Source organism: Acinetobacter thutiue, assembly GCF_030385805.1.
In the GTDB taxonomy this organism is placed as follows: Bacteria; Pseudomonadota; Gammaproteobacteria; order Pseudomonadales; family Moraxellaceae; genus Acinetobacter; species Acinetobacter corruptisaponis.
Window position 1 is genome coordinate 79,717 of the sequence record NZ_JAUDZE010000003.1, and the last position, 20,404, is coordinate 100,120.

Annotated in this window: 31 protein-coding genes and 2 pseudogenes; 2 read left to right on the plus strand and 31 right to left on the minus strand. The window is 44.1% G+C overall.

What is annotated here, in order from left to right; all coding sequences use genetic code 11:
• The 31 genes and pseudogenes from QTA56_RS09030 to QTA56_RS09180 all read right to left on the minus strand — a co-directional run bounded on the left by QTA56_RS09030 (nucleotide 1) and on the right by QTA56_RS09180 (nucleotide 17,101).
• Entirely contained in the window at nucleotides 1-501 is a 501-nt protein-coding gene (locus tag QTA56_RS09030; RefSeq protein ID WP_267980665.1) for a DUF2059 domain-containing protein, read from the minus strand.
• A gap of 136 nt (nucleotides 502-637) precedes the next feature.
• The gene (locus QTA56_RS09035; RefSeq protein WP_267980666.1) at nucleotides 638-2,128 is read right to left on the minus strand and encodes a flavin-containing monooxygenase; all 1,491 of its coding nucleotides are present in this window, start codon (nucleotides 2,126-2,128) and stop codon (nucleotides 638-640) included.
• A gap of 466 nt (nucleotides 2,129-2,594) precedes the next feature.
• On the minus strand, nucleotides 2,595-2,960 hold the full coding sequence (rplQ, locus tag QTA56_RS09040; RefSeq protein ID WP_004641032.1) for a 50S ribosomal protein L17: 366 nt from the start codon (nucleotides 2,958-2,960) through the stop codon (nucleotides 2,595-2,597).
• Between the two features lie 18 nt (nucleotides 2,961-2,978).
• On the minus strand, nucleotides 2,979-3,986 hold the full coding sequence (locus tag QTA56_RS09045) for a DNA-directed RNA polymerase subunit alpha (protein WP_004660372.1): 1,008 nt from the start codon (nucleotides 3,984-3,986) through the stop codon (nucleotides 2,979-2,981).
• Between the two features lie 18 nt (nucleotides 3,987-4,004).
• Nucleotides 4,005-4,631, minus strand: coding sequence for a 30S ribosomal protein S4 (rpsD, locus tag QTA56_RS09050; RefSeq protein ID WP_267980667.1), 627 nt, complete (start codon nucleotides 4,629-4,631; stop codon nucleotides 4,005-4,007).
• A 12-nt stretch (nucleotides 4,632-4,643) separates the two neighbouring features.
• Nucleotides 4,644-5,030 carry a 30S ribosomal protein S11 gene (gene rpsK, locus QTA56_RS09055; RefSeq protein ID WP_001040166.1) on the minus strand — a complete coding sequence of 129 codons (387 nt, stop codon included), beginning with the start codon at nucleotides 5,028-5,030 and terminating at the stop codon, nucleotides 4,644-4,646.
• Between the two features lie 19 nt (nucleotides 5,031-5,049).
• Entirely contained in the window at nucleotides 5,050-5,406 is a 357-nt protein-coding gene (gene rpsM, locus QTA56_RS09060; protein WP_000090815.1) for a 30S ribosomal protein S13, read from the minus strand.
• A gap of 107 nt (nucleotides 5,407-5,513) precedes the next feature.
• Entirely contained in the window at nucleotides 5,514-5,630 is a 117-nt protein-coding gene (rpmJ, locus tag QTA56_RS09065) for a 50S ribosomal protein L36 (RefSeq protein WP_000867907.1), read from the minus strand.
• A gap of 20 nt (nucleotides 5,631-5,650) precedes the next feature.
• The gene (gene secY / locus QTA56_RS09070) at nucleotides 5,651-6,970 is read right to left on the minus strand and encodes a preprotein translocase subunit SecY (RefSeq protein ID WP_267980872.1); all 1,320 of its coding nucleotides are present in this window, start codon (nucleotides 6,968-6,970) and stop codon (nucleotides 5,651-5,653) included.
• A gap of 45 nt (nucleotides 6,971-7,015) precedes the next feature.
• Nucleotides 7,016-7,456 carry a 50S ribosomal protein L15 gene (rplO, locus tag QTA56_RS09075; protein ID WP_267980668.1) on the minus strand — a complete coding sequence of 147 codons (441 nt, stop codon included), beginning with the start codon at nucleotides 7,454-7,456 and terminating at the stop codon, nucleotides 7,016-7,018.
• 3 nt (nucleotides 7,457-7,459) lie between these two features.
• The gene (gene rpmD, locus QTA56_RS09080) at nucleotides 7,460-7,636 is read right to left on the minus strand and encodes a 50S ribosomal protein L30 (protein ID WP_000849088.1); all 177 of its coding nucleotides are present in this window, start codon (nucleotides 7,634-7,636) and stop codon (nucleotides 7,460-7,462) included.
• Nucleotides 7,637-7,642: 6 nt separating this feature from the next.
• A complete protein-coding gene (gene rpsE, locus QTA56_RS09085) occupies nucleotides 7,643-8,140 on the minus strand; it encodes a 30S ribosomal protein S5 (protein ID WP_001141025.1) in 498 nt (165 codons plus the stop codon).
• A gap of 2 nt (nucleotides 8,141-8,142) precedes the next feature.
• A complete protein-coding gene (gene rplR / locus QTA56_RS09090) occupies nucleotides 8,143-8,493 on the minus strand; it encodes a 50S ribosomal protein L18 (protein WP_267980669.1) in 351 nt (116 codons plus the stop codon).
• Nucleotides 8,494-8,507: 14 nt separating this feature from the next.
• On the minus strand, nucleotides 8,508-9,041 hold the full coding sequence (gene rplF, locus QTA56_RS09095; protein WP_267980670.1) for a 50S ribosomal protein L6: 534 nt from the start codon (nucleotides 9,039-9,041) through the stop codon (nucleotides 8,508-8,510).
• 13 nt (nucleotides 9,042-9,054) lie between these two features.
• On the minus strand, nucleotides 9,055-9,450 hold the full coding sequence (gene rpsH / locus QTA56_RS09100; RefSeq protein ID WP_002049732.1) for a 30S ribosomal protein S8: 396 nt from the start codon (nucleotides 9,448-9,450) through the stop codon (nucleotides 9,055-9,057).
• Between the two features lie 11 nt (nucleotides 9,451-9,461).
• Nucleotides 9,462-9,767 (minus strand): 30S ribosomal protein S14, encoded by a 306-nt coding sequence (gene rpsN / locus QTA56_RS09105; protein WP_001074624.1) that lies wholly within the window; start codon nucleotides 9,765-9,767, stop codon nucleotides 9,462-9,464.
• 9 nt (nucleotides 9,768-9,776) lie between these two features.
• Nucleotides 9,777-10,313: a 50S ribosomal protein L5 gene (rplE, locus tag QTA56_RS09110; protein WP_004678582.1), complete on the minus strand. Its 537-nt coding sequence runs from the start codon at nucleotides 10,311-10,313 to the stop codon at nucleotides 9,777-9,779.
• 15 nt (nucleotides 10,314-10,328) lie between these two features.
• Entirely contained in the window at nucleotides 10,329-10,646 is a 318-nt protein-coding gene (gene rplX / locus QTA56_RS09115) for a 50S ribosomal protein L24 (RefSeq protein WP_004760650.1), read from the minus strand.
• Between the two features lie 9 nt (nucleotides 10,647-10,655).
• Entirely contained in the window at nucleotides 10,656-11,024 is a 369-nt protein-coding gene (gene rplN / locus QTA56_RS09120; protein WP_004657680.1) for a 50S ribosomal protein L14, read from the minus strand.
• A gap of 92 nt (nucleotides 11,025-11,116) precedes the next feature.
• Nucleotides 11,117-11,374 (minus strand): 30S ribosomal protein S17, encoded by a 258-nt coding sequence (gene rpsQ, locus QTA56_RS09125; protein ID WP_004760649.1) that lies wholly within the window; start codon nucleotides 11,372-11,374, stop codon nucleotides 11,117-11,119.
• Entirely contained in the window at nucleotides 11,371-11,568 is a 198-nt protein-coding gene (gene rpmC / locus QTA56_RS09130; RefSeq protein ID WP_000849927.1) for a 50S ribosomal protein L29, read from the minus strand. Before rpmC ends, rpsQ begins: the two co-directional genes overlap by 4 nt.
• Nucleotides 11,568-11,981, minus strand: coding sequence for a 50S ribosomal protein L16 (rplP, locus tag QTA56_RS09135; protein ID WP_004678587.1), 414 nt, complete (start codon nucleotides 11,979-11,981; stop codon nucleotides 11,568-11,570). The genes rpmC and rplP overlap by 1 nt, the downstream gene beginning before the upstream one ends.
• Nucleotides 11,921-12,740 (minus strand): annotated as a pseudogene (gene rpsC / locus QTA56_RS09140) (30S ribosomal protein S3). Before rpsC ends, rplP begins: the two are co-directional and overlap by 61 nt.
• Nucleotide 12,741: 1 nt before the next feature.
• Nucleotides 12,742-13,071, minus strand: coding sequence for a 50S ribosomal protein L22 (gene rplV / locus QTA56_RS09145; protein WP_004683272.1), 330 nt, complete (start codon nucleotides 13,069-13,071; stop codon nucleotides 12,742-12,744).
• A gap of 11 nt (nucleotides 13,072-13,082) precedes the next feature.
• Entirely contained in the window at nucleotides 13,083-13,358 is a 276-nt protein-coding gene (rpsS, locus tag QTA56_RS09150; RefSeq protein ID WP_004678590.1) for a 30S ribosomal protein S19, read from the minus strand.
• A 13-nt stretch (nucleotides 13,359-13,371) separates the two neighbouring features.
• Nucleotides 13,372-14,196, minus strand: coding sequence for a 50S ribosomal protein L2 (rplB, locus tag QTA56_RS09155; RefSeq protein ID WP_004678591.1), 825 nt, complete (start codon nucleotides 14,194-14,196; stop codon nucleotides 13,372-13,374).
• 11 nt (nucleotides 14,197-14,207) lie between these two features.
• Nucleotides 14,208-14,528 carry a 50S ribosomal protein L23 gene (rplW, locus tag QTA56_RS09160; protein ID WP_004777441.1) on the minus strand — a complete coding sequence of 107 codons (321 nt, stop codon included), beginning with the start codon at nucleotides 14,526-14,528 and terminating at the stop codon, nucleotides 14,208-14,210.
• Complete coding sequence (gene rplD / locus QTA56_RS09165; RefSeq protein ID WP_004683274.1) at nucleotides 14,525-15,127, minus strand: 50S ribosomal protein L4; 603 nt, start codon at nucleotides 15,125-15,127, stop codon at nucleotides 14,525-14,527. Before rplD ends, rplW begins: the two co-directional genes overlap by 4 nt.
• 11 nt (nucleotides 15,128-15,138) lie before the next feature.
• Nucleotides 15,139-15,777: a 50S ribosomal protein L3 gene (gene rplC / locus QTA56_RS09170; RefSeq protein WP_267980873.1), complete on the minus strand. Its 639-nt coding sequence runs from the start codon at nucleotides 15,775-15,777 to the stop codon at nucleotides 15,139-15,141.
• A gap of 57 nt (nucleotides 15,778-15,834) precedes the next feature.
• The gene (gene rpsJ / locus QTA56_RS09175; protein ID WP_000070912.1) at nucleotides 15,835-16,146 is read right to left on the minus strand and encodes a 30S ribosomal protein S10; all 312 of its coding nucleotides are present in this window, start codon (nucleotides 16,144-16,146) and stop codon (nucleotides 15,835-15,837) included.
• 226 nt (nucleotides 16,147-16,372) lie between these two features.
• Nucleotides 16,373-17,101 carry a type 1 glutamine amidotransferase gene (locus QTA56_RS09180; RefSeq protein ID WP_267980671.1) on the minus strand — a complete coding sequence of 243 codons (729 nt, stop codon included), beginning with the start codon at nucleotides 17,099-17,101 and terminating at the stop codon, nucleotides 16,373-16,375.
• Nucleotides 17,102-17,268: 167 nt separating this feature from the next.
• On the opposite strand from QTA56_RS09180, the gene QTA56_RS09185 reads away from it, so the two are divergent.
• Nucleotides 17,269-18,462: a PLP-dependent transferase gene (locus QTA56_RS09185; protein WP_267980672.1), complete on the plus strand. Its 1,194-nt coding sequence runs from the start codon at nucleotides 17,269-17,271 to the stop codon at nucleotides 18,460-18,462.
• Between the two features lie 19 nt (nucleotides 18,463-18,481).
• Nucleotides 18,482-20,032, plus strand: a pseudogene (locus tag QTA56_RS09190) (helicase HerA-like domain-containing protein).
• Nucleotides 20,033-20,404 lie beyond the last annotated feature (372 nt).

Genomic DNA, 20,404 nt, shown 5'->3' on the forward strand with positions numbered 1-20,404 from the left:
TTATTTCTGTTCAGTTTTTTCAGGTTGCTGAACAGGTGCTGGATTCATGCGAGCCATCAACTGTTTAACTGTTGGATTTTCCACATGCTGCTGCATGGTGGTGTTGAGTGCGGTACGCGCATTTTGAGTGGTGTAATGTGCCACTTCACTGCCAATTTCACTGGCTTTCTTGGCCCAGGCTTTGCCTTCCGCAGACTGATAGAATGAGAGTGCAGCCTGTAGCTCTTTCTGGCTAAACGTTTCTACATAACGTTGCATAATGAACTGTTTTCTTTGTTCAGAATTGAGATTCTTGGTTAAGTCTGTATAAAAATCTGCTGGGATATCTTTGGGTAAGCGCATTTTAATTTGATCCAGGATCAACTTGTCTGTCGCTTCCAGCCCCTGCTCCGTTCCATCTACCTCAACAAGCTTCTGTGCAATCACTTCCTTTTGTTTTACATCATCTGCCAAAACAGCGGTACTGAACAATAATGCCCCTAAAACCACCCATTGCTTCATCACTCTTTCCCTGATTCTCAATTTTTTAATGTCATCAAATATACGCGATATTTTTCCGATTGAAAGAATATCCAAAGTCATATCAATAAAAAACCCCATGTATTTACATGAGGTTCTCAATTTCACCTATGTCAGATTATGACACTAGTTTTGGCTTACGATCTGCCTGTTCACCACGTTTGTGGAACTGTAAAACATTATCATTAAATTTAGCGTCTTTCAATTCCTTGCGGTCAGCAAGATAGTTGTTGGTGATCTTCCACGGTGCCTGTTTACCTTGTTTTGGCATCACATCCGCTGCACGGGCAATATAACCCGAAGACATTTTACCCATAATGGTGTCTTGCTCAAGTTGTAACGGATCTGCATGGGCAATCACTTCATCATAACCATTCTTGTCCATATGGTTGATTAAACGGCAGATATAATCCGCAGCAATATCAACCTTGAGTGTCCATGAAGCATTGATATAACCAATGATCATTGCCATATTCGGCACATCACTCACCATCACACCTTGATACAGCATATGTTGTGAAGTATTCATTGGCTTGCCATCAATCGAACCTTTCACACCACCTAAAATCTGAATCTCCAAACCAGTTGCAGAAATAACGATATCTGCTTCCAAATGTTTACCTGATTTTAACTGGATACCATTCGCAGTGAACTTCTCAATTTGATCCGTTTCAACACTTGCCTTACCTTCACGTAATGCCTTGAACAAATCACCATCTGGTACAACACATAAACGCTGATCCCAAGGGTTGTAGCTTGGCGTAAAGTGCTTCATATCCACTTTACCTTTCAACTGCAACTCAATACCTTTCAACAATAAACGACGTACTGTTTTTGGATATTTTTGCGCCAGTGCATAGATACCACGTTGCATACCAATATTACGTGCACGGGTAAACTTATAAGCTGTTTCCTCAGACATAAATTTACGTGTCTTTTCATAAATAAAGTCGATTGAAGGAATTGTTGCAATATATGTTGGTGAACGCTGCAACATGGTGACATGCCCTGCTCCACCTTTCACCATTGACGGTACCAAGGTAATTGCTGTTGCACCACTACCAATAATGACCACTTTCTTGCCTGTATAATCTAGGTTTTCAGGCCAGTGTTGTGGATGAATGAATTGGCCTTTAAAGTCTTCCTGTTTCGGAAACTTCGGTGCATAGCCTTGGTCATAGTTATAGTAACCAGTACACCCCATAACAAAGTTAGCCGACCAAGTCTGCTTCTTGTTGTTATTGTCTTCAATTTCTACAAACCATTTTTTCTTAGCTGAATCATAGTTAGCTGAAAGGACACGATGACCAAAATGAATTTTATCTTTCAGATTGTTTTCGCTGATGACGTCACTTAAATAGCCCTTAATTTCAGCACCACTTGCAAGCACCTTTTCTTTGGCCCAAGGTTTAAAATTAAAACCAAAAGTTGACATATCAGAATCAGAACGAATACCAGGATAACGGAACAGATCCCAAGTTCCACCAAAGCTTTCACGACGCTCTAGAATTTCAAAGTTACGTTGTGGACAGTTTTTAGAAAGATGCACGGCTAACCCAATCCCAGAGATACCAGCACCAATAATTAATACATCAACTTGCTTTTCCATTGTTTTTATACCCTGTATAAATCATGTCTTTATTAAAGCACAAATTTGACAATACACAATGTCAAGTTTAGTCATTCATCGGTTTTTTTATATCAGTTCGGGACATTTTAAAGAAATATGAGTGAAAAAAATCTTGATATTTTTGCTTGGATTTAGGTTTTTGGGAATACTTGCTATATCAAGAAAATACATTTACCAATAAGCTGTGGCATCATCACATGGTTCTTATCATAAAATTCACTACGTAGAACAAACGACTACAGTTATAACTTTAATAAGACATTCTCTAGCTGAACATTAGATTGATATACATGCCAATCAAAAAAAATGATCAATTTAATCTGATGTAATAATCATATGAAGCAGAAAAGCTAAGCTTTATTTCCTGTTTTAAATGGCCAATAAAAAAGGTCGGCTAAAAAACCGACCTTTTTGAACAACTGAGCTGCTCTTGTACGTGAAAGTATTATTTTACTTCACGATCTACAAGTTCAACGTAAGCCATTGGTGCAGCATCACCTGCACGGAAGCCCGCTTTAAGAACACGTAGATAACCGCCGTTACGCTCTTTGTAACGAGGGCCAAGAACGGTAAATAATTTACCAACAGTTGCTGCAGAACGAGTACGAGCAAACGCTAAACGACGGTTTGCTACTGTATCGTTTTTAGCTAAAGTGATTAAAGGCTCAGCAACGCGGCGAAGTTCTTTCGCTTTAGGCAAAGTTGTTTTAATTAACTCATGCTCAACCAAAGCATTTGTTAAATTTTGGAACAACGCCTTACGATGGCTGCTTGTACGGCCTAATTTCACACCACTATTACGATGACGCATGGTGATAGTCCTACTTAATTAACGGCTACGATAGGCAAAACGGTCATCCATACGGAGGCTAGCTGGTGGCCAGTTCTCCAAACGCATGCCGAGTTGTAAACCTTTCGATGCCAAAACATCTTTGATCTCTGTTAACGATTTTTTACCTAGGTTTGGAGTTTTCAACAACTCAACCTCAGTACGTTGAACAAGATCACCAATGTAGTAAATATTTTCTGCCTTCAAACAGTTAGCAGAACGAACAGTTAGCTCGAGATCATCTACTGGACGAAGCAAGATTGGGTCAACTTCTTCGCGCGGTTCCTGAGCCACAGGAGTTTGGTCTTTCTGAAGATCAACAAAGATTGCAATTTGTTGTTGCAAGATTGTTGCCGCTTTGCGGATTGCTTCCTCAGGATCAACCGTTCCATTGGTTTCAAGATCGATTACGAGTTTATCAAGATCGGTACGTTGTTCTACACGCGCATTTTCTACGGTATAGGACACACGCTTAATCGGGCTATAAGACGCATCTAACTGTAAACGGCCTACTGGACGTGTTTCACCTTCAGGGAAACGTGAGTCAGATGTTTCATAACCACGACCTTGAGCAACTTTAAGGCGCATTTTCAATGAACCAGAAGAACTCAAAGTACCAATTAAATGATCAGGGTTAACCACTTCAACATTATGCGGCAAACGGAGGTCAGCTGCTGTTACGTCACCTGCACCCTGTTTTTCCAATGTTAAATATGCTTCGTTTTGATCGAACAGCTTAATAGACAATCCTTTTAGGTTCAGCAAGAGCTCGACGATGTCCTGCTGCAAGCCTTCTAAAGTACTGTACTCGTGCTCGACGCCTTCTATTTCTACTTCAACCACAGCAGCGCCAGGCAAAGAAGACAATAGAATGCGACGTAAAGCATTACCTAGAGTATGACCAAAGCCACGCTCCAAAGGTTCCAGAATCACTTTTGCCGAGGTCCCGCTCACCGCTTCGACCTTGATCGCTTGCGGAGTTAGAAACTCGTTTGCAGTACGCGTCATTTATTGCTACCTCAAGGATTATTTAGAATACAATTCTACAATCAAGCTTTCGTTGATTTCAGCAGGTAGATCAGAACGATCAGGTGCAGCTTTGAACGTACCTTCCAACTTAGAATGATCAACTTCCATCCAAGCAGGGATACCACGTTGAGCAGCTAATTCAATTGCATTTTTGATACGCAATTGTTGTTTAGCGCCTTCATGAACCGCAATTACATCACCCGCTTTTACTTGAATAGACGCAATGTTTACACGACGACCATTTAAAGTAATAGAACGGTGACTAACTAACTGACGAGCTTCTGCACGTGTAGAACCAAAACCCATGCGATAAACAACGTTATCCAGACGGCTTTCAAGCAATTTCAACAAGTTTTCACCTGTTGCGCCTTTAACACGAGCTGCTTCTTTATAGTAGTTACTAAATTGACGCTCTAACACACCGTACATACGACGTACTTTTTGTTTTTCACGTAATTGTAGTGAATACTCAGATTGTTTACCACCACGAGCCGCACCATGTTGACCAGGTGCTTTGTTCGCTTTTTTAGTTTTTACATCAAACGGTTTAACGCCTGATTTAAGTTGCAGGTCTGTCCCTTCGCGACGAGAGAGTTTGCATTTTGGACCAATATAACGAGCCATGAATGTTTCTCCTTACACGCGACGTTTTTTAGGTGGACGGCAACCGTTGTGAGGAATTGGAGTCACATCGGTAATGCTGTTAATCTTATAACCCACTGCGCCTAATGCACGAACCGCAGACTCACGACCTGGACCAGGACCTTTCACAAGGACGTCCAGATTTTTCAAACCGTAATCCAAAGCTGCTTTACCAGCAACTTCAGCAGCTACCTGAGCAGCGAACGGAGTTGATTTACGTGAACCACGGAAGCCTTGTCCACCTGAGGTGGCCCAAGCCAATGCATTACCTTGACGATCGGTAATCGTTACAATGGTGTTATTAAAAGACGCGTGAATGTGTGCAACACCTTCAGAGACGGTACGAGTGACCTTCTTGCGTGTGCGAGTATCTTTAGCCATCTTTTAGCTTCCAGAAATCTTACTTTTTAATCGGTTTGCGCGGACCTTTACGGGTACGTGCGTTAGTTTTGGTGCGTTGTCCGCGAACAGGCAAGCTGCGACGATGACGAAGACCGCGGTAGCAGCCTAAATCCATTAAACGTTTGATGTTCATGGAAATTTCGCGACGTAAATCACCTTCGGTCGGAACCTTGGCAACTTCTGCACGAATCGCATCAAGCTGAGCATCATCTAATTCACGAATTTTCGTGGTTTCAGTGATACCTACAGCAGCTAAGATATTCTTAGCAGTGTGGCGACCGATACCAAAAATATACGTGAGAGAGATAACAGCATGCTTGTTATCCGGAATGTTTACACCGGCAATACGAGCCATTCAATTTTCTCCAAAAAGGCAGTCAAGATAATCAACCGCCCCACAAAAATCTTGAGGGGCGGATAATAACCTAATTAGCCTACTGAAATCAACAGGTCTTAATTAAATTAACCTTGACGCTGCTTATGACGAGGTTCTGCGCTACAAATCACGCGAATAACCCCATTACGACGGATAACTTTGCAGCTACCACAAATTTTCTTTACAGAAGCTTGTACTTTCATGATGAAACCTCTAAGTGCGCTTATCCCTTAGGATGAGCAGTCGTTTTTCTCATTAACGTTTGGTCATCATATTGATGCGAGGTAAGGTGCGCCTGAAGTTGCGCCATAAAGTCCATTACCACAACCACCACAATCAGCAACGATGTTCCACCCAAATGGAATGGTATACCAAATGAACTTTGCAGTACCATCGGCATCAAGCATACGACTGTAATGTAAATTGCACCAATAAATGTCAAACGGTTAAGAATATGATCTAAATAACGAGCCGTTTGCTCACCTGGGCGGATACCAGGCACATATGCTCCGCTACGCTTTAAGTTTTCTGAAACTTCTTTTGGGCTGAACACCAGCGCAGTATAGAAATAACAGAAGAAAATAATTAACGCGCCAAAGAGCATTAAATACAACGGCTGTCCAGGCGATAACACCAATGCCAGATCTTGCAGACTACGTTTTACAATCCCTGCATTTGGATCAGCACTTCCCAACCATTGTCCCAAGCTCGCTGGAAATAATAACAATGAGCTTGCAAAAATTGCTGGAATCACACCTGCCATGTTAATTTTTAATGGCAAATGCGTTTGCTGTGCAGTAAATACACGACGACCTTGCTGCTTTTGAGCATAGTTTACTGGAATACGACGCTGTGCCTTTTCAATAAACACAATCGCAGCGAGGACTGCCAACGATAATAAACCGAATACAGCCAGACCAATTAAACTACCCTGACCATTCTGAACAGACGAAAACGACTGAATCACGAGATTTGGCAAACCTGCCACAATACCCGCAAAAATGATCATGGAGATACCATTACCAACACCACGTTCGGTAATCTGCTCCCCTAGCCACATCAAAAACATTGTTCCCGCAACCAACGAAGTGACTGCTGGAACATAGAATGCCAGGCCTGAGGTCAGGGTAATTCCCTGACTGATCAGGCCAGCACACATACCCACCCCTTGCACAAGTGCAAGCAGCAGGGTGCCGTAACGCGTATATTGATTGATCTTACGCTTGCCCTGTTCGCCTTCTTTTTTCAAAGCTTCCAGCGAAGGAACCACCGTTGACATCAACTGCACGATAATCGATGCAGAGATATACGGCATGATTCCCAACGCCAGAATTGACATGCGTTCCAACGCACCGCCAGAGAACATGTTAAATAAACCTAAGAAAGTACCTTCATTAGCTTTAAAAAACCGTGCTAGCGCTACGTTATCAATACCTGGCAACGGAATATGCGCTCCTAGTCGAAAGACCAATAACGCGCCAATCAAAAACATTAATCGACGAATAATTTCACGGTATTTCACATGAAATGGTTGGCCTTTCATCATGTTTACATGACCAGTAGAACTAGGAGTCATAGACACTCGAGATTACTCCTCGACTTTACCGCCAGCAGCTTCAACAGCAGCTTTAGCGCCTTTAGTCAACGCAACACCTTGTACAGTGAACGCGCGAGTGATTTCACCAGAAAGCACGATGCGAGCACGAGTTTGGTCACGACGAACAACATTCGCAGCTTTTAAGGTTTCAAGGCTAACAACATCACCTTCAACCTTATTCAACTCAGACAAGCGTACTTCAGCAGTTTTCAAAGCGATTTGGCTAGTGAAACCGAATTTAGGCAAACGACGGTAAAGTGCTGTTTGACCACCTTCAAAGCCTGGACGAGTACCACCACTTTTACGTGAGTTTTGACCCTTGATACCACGACCACCAGTCTTACCAACGCCAGAACCGATACCACGGCCCAGACGACGGTGTTCACGCTTAGCACCTTCTGCAGGCGCAAGTTCATTTAAACGCAGAGTCATGGCTTATTCCTCTACACTAACCATATAGTAGACTTTGTTGATCATACCGCGGTTAGAAGGCGTGTCCTGCACTTCTACAGTATGACCAATACGACGCAGACCTAAACCCTGTAGGCAAAGTTTATGATTTTTTAAACGATGCGAAGAAGATTTAGTCTGGGTAACTTTAATCGTTTTCATGATTGATTACCCTTGAATTTCTTCTACTGACTTACCACGTTTCGCAGCGACTTTCTCAGGAGAAGTCATATCACGCAAACCTTTGAAAGTTGCGTTTACCACGTTGGCAGCATTAGTAGAACCATAACATTTAGCAAGTACGTTATGTACACCTGCAGCTTCAAGAACGGCACGCATAGCACCACCAGCGATTACGCCAGTACCTTCTGAAGCAGGTTGCATGTATACACGGCTTGCACCATGACGAGCATTCACAGGGTGTTGTAAAGTAGTCCCCGCGAGGTCTACAGTGATCATGTTGCGACGAGCAGCTTCAAGCGCCTTAGAAATAGCAGCTGGAACTTCACGTGCCTTACCACGACCAAAACCTACACGACCATTACCATCACCCACAACAGTTAATGCTGTGAAAGAGAAGATACGACCACCCTTAACAACCTTGGCTACACGATCAACGGCAACCAGCTTTTCAACGAGACCTTCGTTTTGTTCAACTTTCGCCATGATTAGAACTCCAAGCCGCCTTCACGGGCAGCATCAGCCAAGGCTTTGATACGACCATGATATTTAAAACCAGAACGGTCAAATGCAACTTTCATTACACCTGCTGCTTTCGCACGTTCTGCGATTAAAGCACCAACTTTTGTTGCTGCATCGATGTTACCAGTCGCACCGCTACGCAATGATGCATCCAAAGTTGAAGCTTGCGCTAAAACTTTGCCACCATCTGCTGAGATAACTTGTGCATAGATGTGACGCGGCGTGCGGTTGACACACAAACGAGTCGCACCCAATGCACGAATGTGCAAGCGTGTGCTTTTCGCACGACGCAAACGGGATTGTTTCTTTTCGTTCATAAGAACCTCGCGCCTTATTTCTTCTTAGCTTCTTTACGAAGAATAACTTCATCCGAATAACGAACACCTTTACCTTTATATGGTTCAGGAGAACGGTATGCACGGATTTCCGCTGCCACTTGACCTAACAACTGCTTGTTTGCTGATTTCAGGATGATTTCAGTCGCAGTTGGAGTTTCCGCTGTTACCCCTTGAGGTAAAGCGTAGTCAATTGGGTGTGAGTAACCGAGTGCCAGGTTAACAACGTCACCTTTCACCGCAGCTTTATAACCAACACCAACGAGCTGTAACTTACGTTCGAAGCCTTCGCTAACACCTTTTACAAGGTTATTCAATACAGCGCGAGCAGTACCAGCCTGCATCCAGGCATCTTTCGACTCTTTCACTGGAGCAAGTTGAAGTTTACCTTCTTCCTGTTTAAGCTCGACCAGCGCATGCAGGTTGAAAGACAATGTACCTTTGCTGCCTTTCACTTCGACCTGCCGGCCGTTCTGAGTAACTGTTACACCATTAGGTACAGTTACTGGGGCTTTAGCCACACGAGACATGAGGAATCACCTATTAAGAAACAAAAGCAATAACTTCACCACCAACGCCCGCAGCACGTGCAGCGCGATCAGTCATGATGCCTTTGCTTGTAGAAACAATTGCAATACCTAAACCTTGCTTAACGCTTGGAAGTTTATCTTTACCACGGTATTGGCGAAGACCTGGACGGCTTACGCGCTTAACCATTTCGATAACTGGTTTGCCTTCGAAATATTTTAACGTAATAGTCAAAGTAGATTTTGTCTCTTCTTGAGCCACTTCTACATTTGAAATATAACCTTCTTGTTGAAGTACGTTTGCAATAGCAACTTTCAACTTAGAAGAAGGCATAGAAACAGTTTGTTTCTTTGCCATTTGTGCGTTACGAACACGGGTTAGCATGTCGGCAACGGTATCTTGCATACTCATTTAGTCGCTCCTTACCAGCTTGCCTTAACTACGCCTGGTACATCACCCTGCATTACTGTGTCACGTAATTTGTTACGGCTTAGACCGAACTTACGGAAGTAACCATGAGGACGACCAGTTAAACCACAGCGGTTACGAAGACGTACTGGAGATGCATTACGTGGCAATGCTTGTAACTTTAACATCGCTTCGAAACGTTCTTCGTCACTTGCGTTTACATTTGCAATCGTTGCTTTTAATTCAGCACGTTTTGCAGCGTATTTAGCAACTGTCTTTTCGCGTTTCAATTCGCGATTAATCATACCTTTCTTAGCCATATCGACCTCTTATTTGAACGGGAAGCCGAATGCACGCATAAGCGCACGGCCTTCGTCATCGCTACGAGCAGTGGTCGTAATAGTGATGTCTAAACCACGGATACGATCAATTTTGTCAAAATCGATTTCTGGGAAAACGATCTGCTCTTTTAAGCCCATTGAGTAGTTGCCACGACCATCAAATGATTTTGAAGAAAAACCACGGAAGTCACGGATACGAGGGATTGCGATCGAGATCAAACGATCCAGGAATTCGTACATCTGGTCGCCACGTAAAGTAACTTTACAACCAATTGGCCAACCATCACGGATTTTGAAACCAGCGATTGATTTACGCGCAAGGGTCACAACTGGCTTTTGACCAGCAATGAGTTGCATGTCAGCTACAGCGCCTTCCAATAATTTCTTATCAGTTGCAGCTGCGCCTACACCCATGTTCAGGGTGATTTTGGTGATGCGAGGAATCTCCATCACATTCTTAATGCCAAGTTCTTCTTTTAACTTCGCTTTAAGTTCGTCATTGTAACGTGCTTTAAGTCTGGCCATTGCCTTTTCAACCTATTACTTCGCTGCCGCCACTGATTCACCATTTGATTTATAAACGCGAGTTTTCACGCCATCAATCGTTTGGTAACCAACACGGTCAGCCTTTTGGGTTGTAGCATTAAAAATTGCCACGTTTGAAATATGAAGCGTCGCCTCTTGTGTTACGATGCCGCCTTCAGCGCCAGTAGCACGGTTTGGTTTTTGATGCTTCTTCACTAAGTTAAGGCCTTCAACCTTAACTCGGTCTTCAGAAACAGACAAAACGGTACCCTGTTTGCCTTTTTCTTTACCTGCGATCACGATTACTTGATCGCCTTTTTTAATCTTAGCCATGATTGCCTCTTATAGAACTTCAGGAGCCAATGAAATGATTTTCATGAACTGTTCAGTACGAAGTTCACGAGTCACTGGTCCGAAGATACGAGTCGCAATCGGAGCTTTGTTGTTGTTCAAAATAACAGCCGCGTTATCGTCGAAACGAATCACTGAACCATCTGGACGACGGATGCCAAATTTTGTACGAACAACTACAGCATTCATCACGTCACCTTTTTTAACACGTGCGCGTGGAATTGCTTCTTTTACAGTAACTTTAATAATGTCGCCAACAGAAGCATAACGACGATGTGAACCACCTAGTACTTTGATACATTGTACGCGGCGTGCACCACTGTTGTCTGCTACGTCGAGCATACTTTCGGTTTGAATCATTGCCCTACTCCAAAACCGAGCATCACCGGTCGCAATTTCGAAAGGCTCAAAGAGTACTCGAAATTGTCCGATGATGCAACAAGAACGTCTAATTACTCAGCAGCTGCTTCAACGACTTCCACTAAAGTCCAAGCTTTAGTTTTAGAAATTGGGCGGCTTTCTTTGATGGTCACCAAGTCGCCAGTTTTAGCAACATTGTTCTCATCATGAGCGTGTAGTTTAGTTGAACGGCGGATTGATTTGCCATACAACGGGTGTTGAACACGGCGTTCAATAAGCACAACAATAGACTTGTCCATTTTGTCGCTTACAACACGGCCTGTTAACGTGCGGACTGTTTTTTCACTCATTGTCCGTTCCCCTGTTTTTCGGTAAGGAGTGTCTTGATACGAGCAATTGTTTTACGAGCAATTTGCACTTCGTGCGATTTGCCTAGTTGACCAGTTGCTTTCGCCATACGAAGACGGAATTGGTTAAGCTGTTGCTCATCAAGCAACGCTTTCAACTCTTCTACCGACTTTTCACGTAGATCTTTAGTTTTCATTACATCACCGTCCGAGTCACGATAGTGGTTTTAAACGGGAGTTTAGCGGCAGCCAATTCAAAAGCTTCACGCGCCAACTCGTCGCTCACACCTTCAATTTCGTACAGGATCTTACCTGGCTGAATCTGACACACCCAGTATTCCACGCTACCCTTACCTTTACCCATACGAACTTCTAATGGCTTTTCGGTAATTGGTTTGTCTGGGAATACGCGGATGAAGATTTTACCACCACGCTTAATACGACGGCTAATGGTACGACGGCAAGCTTCAATCTGACGCGCAGTCATGCGACCACGTTCAGTTGCTTTAATTGCAATCGAACCAAATGATACTGTACTACCACGATGCGCTAGACCAGTGTTACGGCCTTTGTGCACTTTACGGAATTTGGTACGTTTAGGTTGCAACATGGATTATTCTCCCTTGTCAGCAGCACGGTCATTACGACGTCCACGACGTTGTTCCTGACCTTCACCACGACCACGACCACGTTTAGCTGGACGTTCTTCAGCAGGAGCAGGGTTCATGACTTGTTTCATGCCACCCAGGATCTCACCACGGAAAATCCATACTTTAACGCCGATCGTACCGTAAGTTGTTTCTGCACGCATAGTTGCATAGTCGATGTCCGCACGAAGCGTATGCAAAGGTACACGACCTTCACGATACCATTCAGTACGAGCGATCTCTGCACCACCTAAACGGCCAGAAACTTCAACTTTGATACCTTTTGCGCCAGCACGCATGGTGTTTTGAACCGCACGTTTCATAGCACGACGGAACATTACACGCTTTTCCAACTGAGAAGCAATTGCTTCAGCAACTAGACGTGCGTCCAAGTCTGGGCGATCGATTTCATTGATGCTGACTTGCGCTGGAACACCCATAATGTTGGTGAGTTCGCGCTGTAATTTTTCAATATCTTCGCCTTTTTTACCGATAACGATACCAGGACGAGCAGTGCTAATTGTTACCTTAGCAGCGCCTGTAGGACGTTCGATAAGAATGTTGCTTACCATCGCGTTCTTAAGTTTTTTAGTTAAAAACTCACGAACCTGAAGATCTTTAAGCAAGTATTCAGCGTATTGTTTCGGACTCGCATACCAGTTAGCGTTATGGCGTTTCACAACACCCAGGCGGATACCGATTGGATGAACCTTCTGACCCATATCAAACCCCTACCTTAACGGTGATGTGACAAGTACGCTTAGTAATACGGTCTGCACGGCCTTTGGCACGTGGCAGGATACGTTTAAGGCTCATGCCTTCATCAACGTAGATCGTAGTTACTTTAAGGTCATCAACATCTAAGCTGTTGTTGTGTTCAGCATTGGCGATTGCAGACTCAAGTGCCTTTTTAACAAGCACAGCCGCTTTCTTGTTGCTGAAGTTTAAAATGTCTAGCGCGCGCGCAACCGATTTACCACGGATCAAATCAGCAACTAAACGTGCTTTCTGTGCCGAGATAGCGGCACCGCGTAATTTTGCAGTTACTTCCATCATAGCACCTATTAACGTTTAGACTTCTTATCAACACCGTGACCACGATAGGTACGAGTTGGCGCGAATTCACCTAGTTTATGACCAACCATGTGTTCAGTGATGATCACTGGAACGTGGTTACGGCCATTGTGAACAGAAATTGTTAAACCAACAAAGTCTGGCAGGATCATTGAACGACGTGACCAAGTTTTGATCGGCTTACGGTTGTTTGCAGCAATTGCCGCTTCAACTTTAGCGAACAGGTGCGCGTCGACGAATGGACCTTTTTTTAATGAACGAGGCATTAGTCAGATTCCTTTACTTGACGCGACGGTCGCGAATAATCATCTTAGTCGTACGCTTGTTGGTACGTGTCTTGTACCCTTTCGCTTTTTGACCCCATGGGCTTACAGGTTGAATACCCTTGCTACGCCCTTCACCACCACCGTGCGGGTGGTCAACTGGGTTCATTGCCATACCACGTACGGTAGGACGAACACCACGCCAGCGTGAAGCACCAGCTTTACCCAATGAACGTAGGTTGCTTTCCTGGTTAGAAACTTCACCAATGACAGCGCGACATTCAACGTGGATTTTACGCATTTCACCAGAACGTAAACGAACGATAGCGTAAGAACCATCACGACCCAACAACTGAACTGAAGTACCAGCAGAACGTGCTAACTGAGCACCTTTACCGATTTTAAGTTCAAGGTTATGAAGGGTAGAACCGATTGGCATGTTGCGAAGTGGCAAGCAGTTACCTGGACGAATTGGAGCATCGTTACCAGATTGAACTTTATCACCAGCACGTAGGCCTTTAGGCGCAATGATGTAACGACGTTCGCCGTCAGCATATTTCAACAAAGCAATATGCGCTGTACGGTTAGGATCGTATTCGATGCGCTCTACAGTCGCTGGAATACCATCTTTGTTACGTTTAAAGTCAACAATACGGTAGTTTTGTTTATGACCACCACCCACGTGACGTGTAGTGATGTGACCATTATTATTACGACCACCAGTACGTTTTTTAGCTTCTACCAACGGTGCATAAGGAGCGCCTTTGTGAAGATGGTCATGAACCACTTTCTCTACAAAGCGACGTCCTGGAGACGTTGGCTTACATTTTTGAATTGGCATAATTTTCGTCCTTATTCCGCTGCGTTGTCAGCGGTATCGCCCAAGTCAGCCATTTCAACATCTTGGCCAGCTTTCAGGGTGACGTATGCTTTTTTAACATCAGAACGGCGTCCCAATGTCTTACCAAAGCGTTTTGTTTTACCCTTAGTGATTGTTGTGTTTACTTTAACAACTTCAACACCAAAGAGTTGTTCAACTGCTTTCTTGATTTCAAGCTTGTTTGCATTTAATGCAACCTTAAACACCTGAACACCAGCAGTATCACCTAAAACTTGTGCTTTTTCTGAGAATACTGGTCCTTGTAGGACTTGATATAGACGTTCGTTGTTCATCCGAGTTCTACCTCAATTTTCTTAGCAGCAGCTACAGACATGACAACTTTATCGAATGCGATCAAGCTAACAGGATCAATTGCAGTTGCATCCACCACATCAACGTGTGGAAGGTTGCGCGCTGCAAGATATAAGTTCTCATCTACAGCATCTGTAACGATCAATGCACGAGTTGCATTCAAGTCGTTCAATTTAGCAAGCAAGTCTTTGGTTTTAGGAGCAGCAACAGCAAACTCTTCAACCAATACAAGACGATCCTGGCGAACAAGTTCAGCCAAAATACATTGCATTGCACCGCGATACATCTTACGGTTTACTTTTTGAGACCAATCCTGTGGGCGAGCAGCAAAAGTTTTACCACCACCAACCCAGATTGGGCTACGAATAGAACCCGCACGAGCGCGACCAGTACCTTTTTGACGGAATGGCTTTTTACCACCACCAGAAACATCTGCACGTGATTTGTGAGCACGAGTACCTTGACGGCCGCCAGCTAGGTAAGCTGTAACAACCTGGTGTACAAGAGCTTCGTTAAATTCACGACCAAAAGCAACTTCTGATAATTCAACCGCAGCGCCAGAAACAGTTTTTAAATTCATTCTATTTCACCTTACGCTTTGATGGTAGGACGTACAATCACGTCACCATTCGTTGCACCAGGGATTGCACCTTTAACAACTAAAACAGAACGTTCAGCGTCAATAGATACGATTTCAAGACCTTGAACCGTTACGCGTTCATCACCTAGGTGACCAGCCATTTTCTTGCCTTTGAACACGCGACCAGGTGTCTGGTTTTGACCTGTAGAACCTAATACACGGTGAGATACAGAGTTACCATGTGTAGCGTCTTGCGTACGGAAGTTCCAACGCTTAACACCACCCTGGAAGCCTTTACCTTTAGACTGACCAGTTACGTCAACAATTTGACCCACTGTAAACAAGTCAACACCGATAGAACCACCAACTTCACGGCCTTCAAGCTCAGCTTCAGTAACGCGGAACTCTTTAACCAGACGACCAGCAGCAACACCCGCTTTCGCGAAGTGACCTTTCTGAGCGTTAGTTACGCGCGATTCGCGACGTTCACCAGTAGTTACTTGAATTGCTTGATAACCATCAGTTTCAAGTGTTTTGATTTGCGTAATGCGGTTTGGATCAACTTCAATCACTGTTACTGGAACAGAAACACCTGCTTCAGTAAAGATGCGAGTCATACCACATTTGCGACCGACTAAACCAATAGCCATGTGCATAAACCTCTAAAAAAGCGGCCTAATTAACTTAGAGTTAATTAACCGAAAGCCTTAACCCAAAGCGATCTGAACATCAACACCAGCAGCAAGATCCAACTTCATTAATGCATCAACAGTTTTATCTGTTGGTTGAACGATGTCGATCAGGCGTTTATAAGTGCGGATTTCATACTGGTCACGAGCGTCTTTGTTGACGTGTGGTGAAGTAAGAACGTTGAAGCGTTCGATGCGAGTAGGCATCGGGATTGGACCACACACCTGTGCGCCAGTACGCTTAGCGGTTTCTACGATCTCTTGAGCAGATTGATCAATCAGGCGATGATCAAAAGACTTCAAACGGATACGAATTCTCTGGTTAGACATACCAGTAAACTCCAAGCCAAATATATAAAGAATCACCCATGACGCACCTCACCTTTTGGCAAGTGTCAAGGGCAGTGAAATTCACTAAGGTCGTGATCGATGCCACGACTGTAATGCGTTGACTACTTTCTTCGTAGAAAACGCCCTCCATTTGAGGGTCGCCCATTATAGCGATTGTTTAAGTCTTATGCAATTCTTCTTTTCTTTTTTTGGCCTTAAAGCCCGCCTATGCGCTCACCACATATTCAATCGCCTGATTCAGCAGGGTATTGCCCTGTTCGAATTTGCTTTGATTAGATTTTTTCAACTCTGCAATGGATTGTACATACTCCCCATTAAATACCGCCATATCCTCCTCATTTTCAATCAATAGCTGCAAGGCGTGCGGTGTCATTTCTGGATGGAACTGAAAACCCAGAACATTCCGCCCTATTTGATAAAGCTGGTTACGACACACCCTGTTTTCTGCTAGACGCACACCACCTTTGGGGATTTCAAAGGTTTCACTATGCCATTGCATAATGTTAATTTTCTCGGGAATTTGGAAGCAATGTTCTGGAACGGAAGATGCCCGTCCCACATCCATCCAGCCCAGTTCCTGCTGAGGATTGCGACTCACCGCCGCGCCCAGAGCATTGGCAATGAGCTGTCCACCCAGACACAATCCTATCGCGGGCTTGCCTGCGGCCAGATAGCGACGCAACCAGCGTTTCTCCAGTCTGAGCCACGGATAGTTTGCCTCGTCGTTGACACTCATGGTTCCACCCATAATGATCAACAGGTCAACCTCATCCACACGAGGCAATGCCTCCAACTCAAGGGGTAAATCAACGGGCAAGGCAAAGAATTCTGTAGCGGTAATTTTTGCTTTATGTGCTTTCAGGAAGCTATAGCAACTTCCAAAACCCTCGCCTGCAATGTGCTGAAAATAATGCACTCTTAAATGCGACTTCATGCGCCAAAACCTGTTGTCGTTAGAATGATAATTAGTCTTAGCAAGAATAAAGCCAGTTTTGTGCTGACTCCCTGCTCTGTACCGATTCTGTACAAAATATGCAAACCACTGGCAGGATTGTGTATTTTCTCTTAACCTAAACCATTATATTGCCTAGATTTTGCCCCATGACGACACACAATCATGCCCAAACTGATCTCATCCATGCACCACGCCAAGCCCCTCAATATATAGAAACCATCCAGCCTCCCCTATTTCGTGCATCCACCATTATTTTTAAAACCACGGCGCACCTTTTTGACCGTCACTGGACCAATCCCTACGACTATAGTTATGGTACACATGGCACACCCACCACATTTACCTTAGGCGACAATATCGCCCAGATTGAAGGTGGAAAATATTGCCTACTTGCGCCTAGTGGTTTATCTGCAATTAATTTAGTAAACAGTGCTCTTTTAAGCTCAGGTGATGAGGTTTGGGTGGCAGACAATATTTATGGGCCAAACCTTGAGCATTTAAAGAATCTGCAAGACCGCTATGGTATTCAGGTCAAGGTTTACAACCCAATTGATGCGGAAAGCTTTCAGCCGACAGAAAAAAGTAAACTGATCTGGCTTGAAGCAGCAGGTTCAGTCACGCTGGAATTTCCAGATCTCAAAAATCTGGTTAAAAAAGCACAACAAGCCAATGTTTTGACTGCTTTGGATAACACATGGGGCGCTGGACTGGCCTTTAATGCCTTTGATTTCTCTGATGAGCATCTTGCTGTTGATATGACGGTTCATGCATTGACCAAATACCCCAGCGGTGGTGGCGACATACTGATGGGTTCAGTGGTCACGTGTGACCAACATCTGCACCATAAACTCTATCGTATGCACGCCATTCAGGGCATCTCCGTTTCGGGTGATGATACTGCACAAATCCAGCGTAGTCTGGCGCATATGTCACTACGTTATGAACAGCAGTCAAAAAGTGCCTTGACCTTATTAGGCTGGTTAAAGCAAAAACCCCAATTCAGTCAGGTGCTACATCCAGCAGACCCAGATTCCGCAGGTCATTCATTCTGGACAGAGGTTTGCATCACAGGTAAAAGTGCGGGGTTGGTCAGTGTTATTTTTAAGCCTGAATTTGATATTACCGCGATCCGTAAATTTTGCGACAGCCTCAAGCTGTTTAAACTTGGATTTAGCTGGGGCGGCCCTGTCAGCCTTGTCATGCTTTATGATTTAAAACAGATGCGTACGCTTGAAAATACACATTTACAACAAGGTTTATTGGTTCGCTTCTGTATAGGACTAGAACATCCACAAGATTTAATCCAAGATATTCAAAACGCATTAAAACAGCTCGAATGAGATAAAGAATAGGTGAAGAATGAGTACACCCATTGTTATTGCTAAAAAAACCACAGATACCACTCAAGATATTGTTTTACATTCGCAATTTTCCAATCGGCACGGTTTGATTGCAGGGGCAACAGGAACAGGTAAAACCGTGACACTCAAAGTACTTGCTGAAAGTTTCTCCCGTCTCGGGGTGCCTGTGTTTTTGGCTGATGCCAAAGGAGATGTATCAAGCTTAGCCAAGGCAGGTGCAAGCAGTCCCAAGTTTGATGAGCGCCTGAAAACGCTGAATATTGAATCGGTGCCGTTTGCAGCATCTCCTGTGATGTTCTGGGATTTATTTGGTCAGCAGGGTCATCCAATTCGCACCACCATTTCGGAAATTGGTCCGTTATTGTTGTCGCAGATGCTGAATCTGAATGACACCCAGGAGGGTGTGCTCTCCGCAGTTTTCCGTATTGCCGATGATCAGGGCCTATTGCTGATTGACTTTAAAGACCTTAAAGCAATGTTGAGTTATGTCAGTGAAAATGCGGCTGAACTGAAAGCTGAGTATGGTAATCTTTCCCCAGCCAGTCTTGGGGCCATTCAACGTAATTTACTGGCTTTAGGTGATCAAGGCGGTGAGCAATTCTTTGGTGAACCCAGCCTGAATATTCTGGATTTTATCCAGACAGACAGCAATGGTCAGGGCTATATCAATATCCTCGCTGCGGATAAATTGATGAACACCCCCAAACTGTACGCCACATTCCTGTTATGGATGCTCTCTGAACTGTTTGAGCAGCTTCCAGAAGTTGGCGATATTGATAAGCCGAAACTGGTGTTCTTCTTCGATGAGGCTCATTTGTTATTTGACAATGCCAGTCCAGCCTTAAAACAGAAAATCGAACAGGTGGTTCGCCTGATCCGCTCCAAAGGTGTGGGGATTTACTTTATTACCCAAAACCCACTGGATTTGCCTGAAAGCGTTTTGGGCCAACTGGGTAACCGTGTGTAACATGCGCTACGTGCCTTTACCCCAAAAGACCAAAAGGCAGTAAAAACTGCGGCGGATACTTTCCGTGCCAACCCTGAATTCAGGGTTGATCAGGCCATTACCGAACTGGCTGTGGGCGAGGCATTGATTAGCTGTCTGGACGAACAAGGCACACCACAAATTGTGGAACGTGGCTGGGTAATGCCGCCCTACTCGGCATTTAGTCCAATTAGCGCTGAAGAGCGTCAAGTGATTATTGGTCAAAGCATTGTCGCAGGTGTCTATGATCAAGCTGTTGATCGGGATAGTGCCTATGAACGATTACAACAAAAAGTATTACAGCAGTCTCAACAAAAACAGGCGGATGAGTTGGCAAAACAACAGACTAAGGAACAGGAAGCTTTAGCCAAACAACAAGCCAAGGAACAGGAACGTTTTGCCAGAGAGCAGCAAAAGGCCGCAGAAAAAGCCCAGCGTGACCGAGAGAAATTGACGCAGGATATTGTTGGAACCTTTGCCAAAAGTGCAGCACGAAGTTTAGGCGGTAGCACAGGTCAGAAAATTGTAAGAGGATTACTGGGGTCGTTGTTTGGTAAACGCTAAATAAGAAAACCCGCACGTCAAAAGTCTGTTGGTAATTTTCATGAGATGATGGTTTACTTTTAAATCTCCTTAACAACCTGAGATTTCAAATAGCGAAATCATCATCTCAACCCATTTCCACCCAAAACAGTACCAGCAATACAGTTAATGCCAACCGTGGTGCGACAGAAACCAATCTAGATATGATTAAAATCAGGACAACCGTGGCAAATTGAATCCAATTATCTTTCCAAATAAAAACCAATGCACGATATATCAATCACTTTAAACAAAAGCAAGGCAATCTTGATCTCAAAATGACATCCTGTTTCAACCAATTCCTCCATACATTAGGGCTCTTCTTTGCCAGCCATTCCAATAAATCCTCTTAAT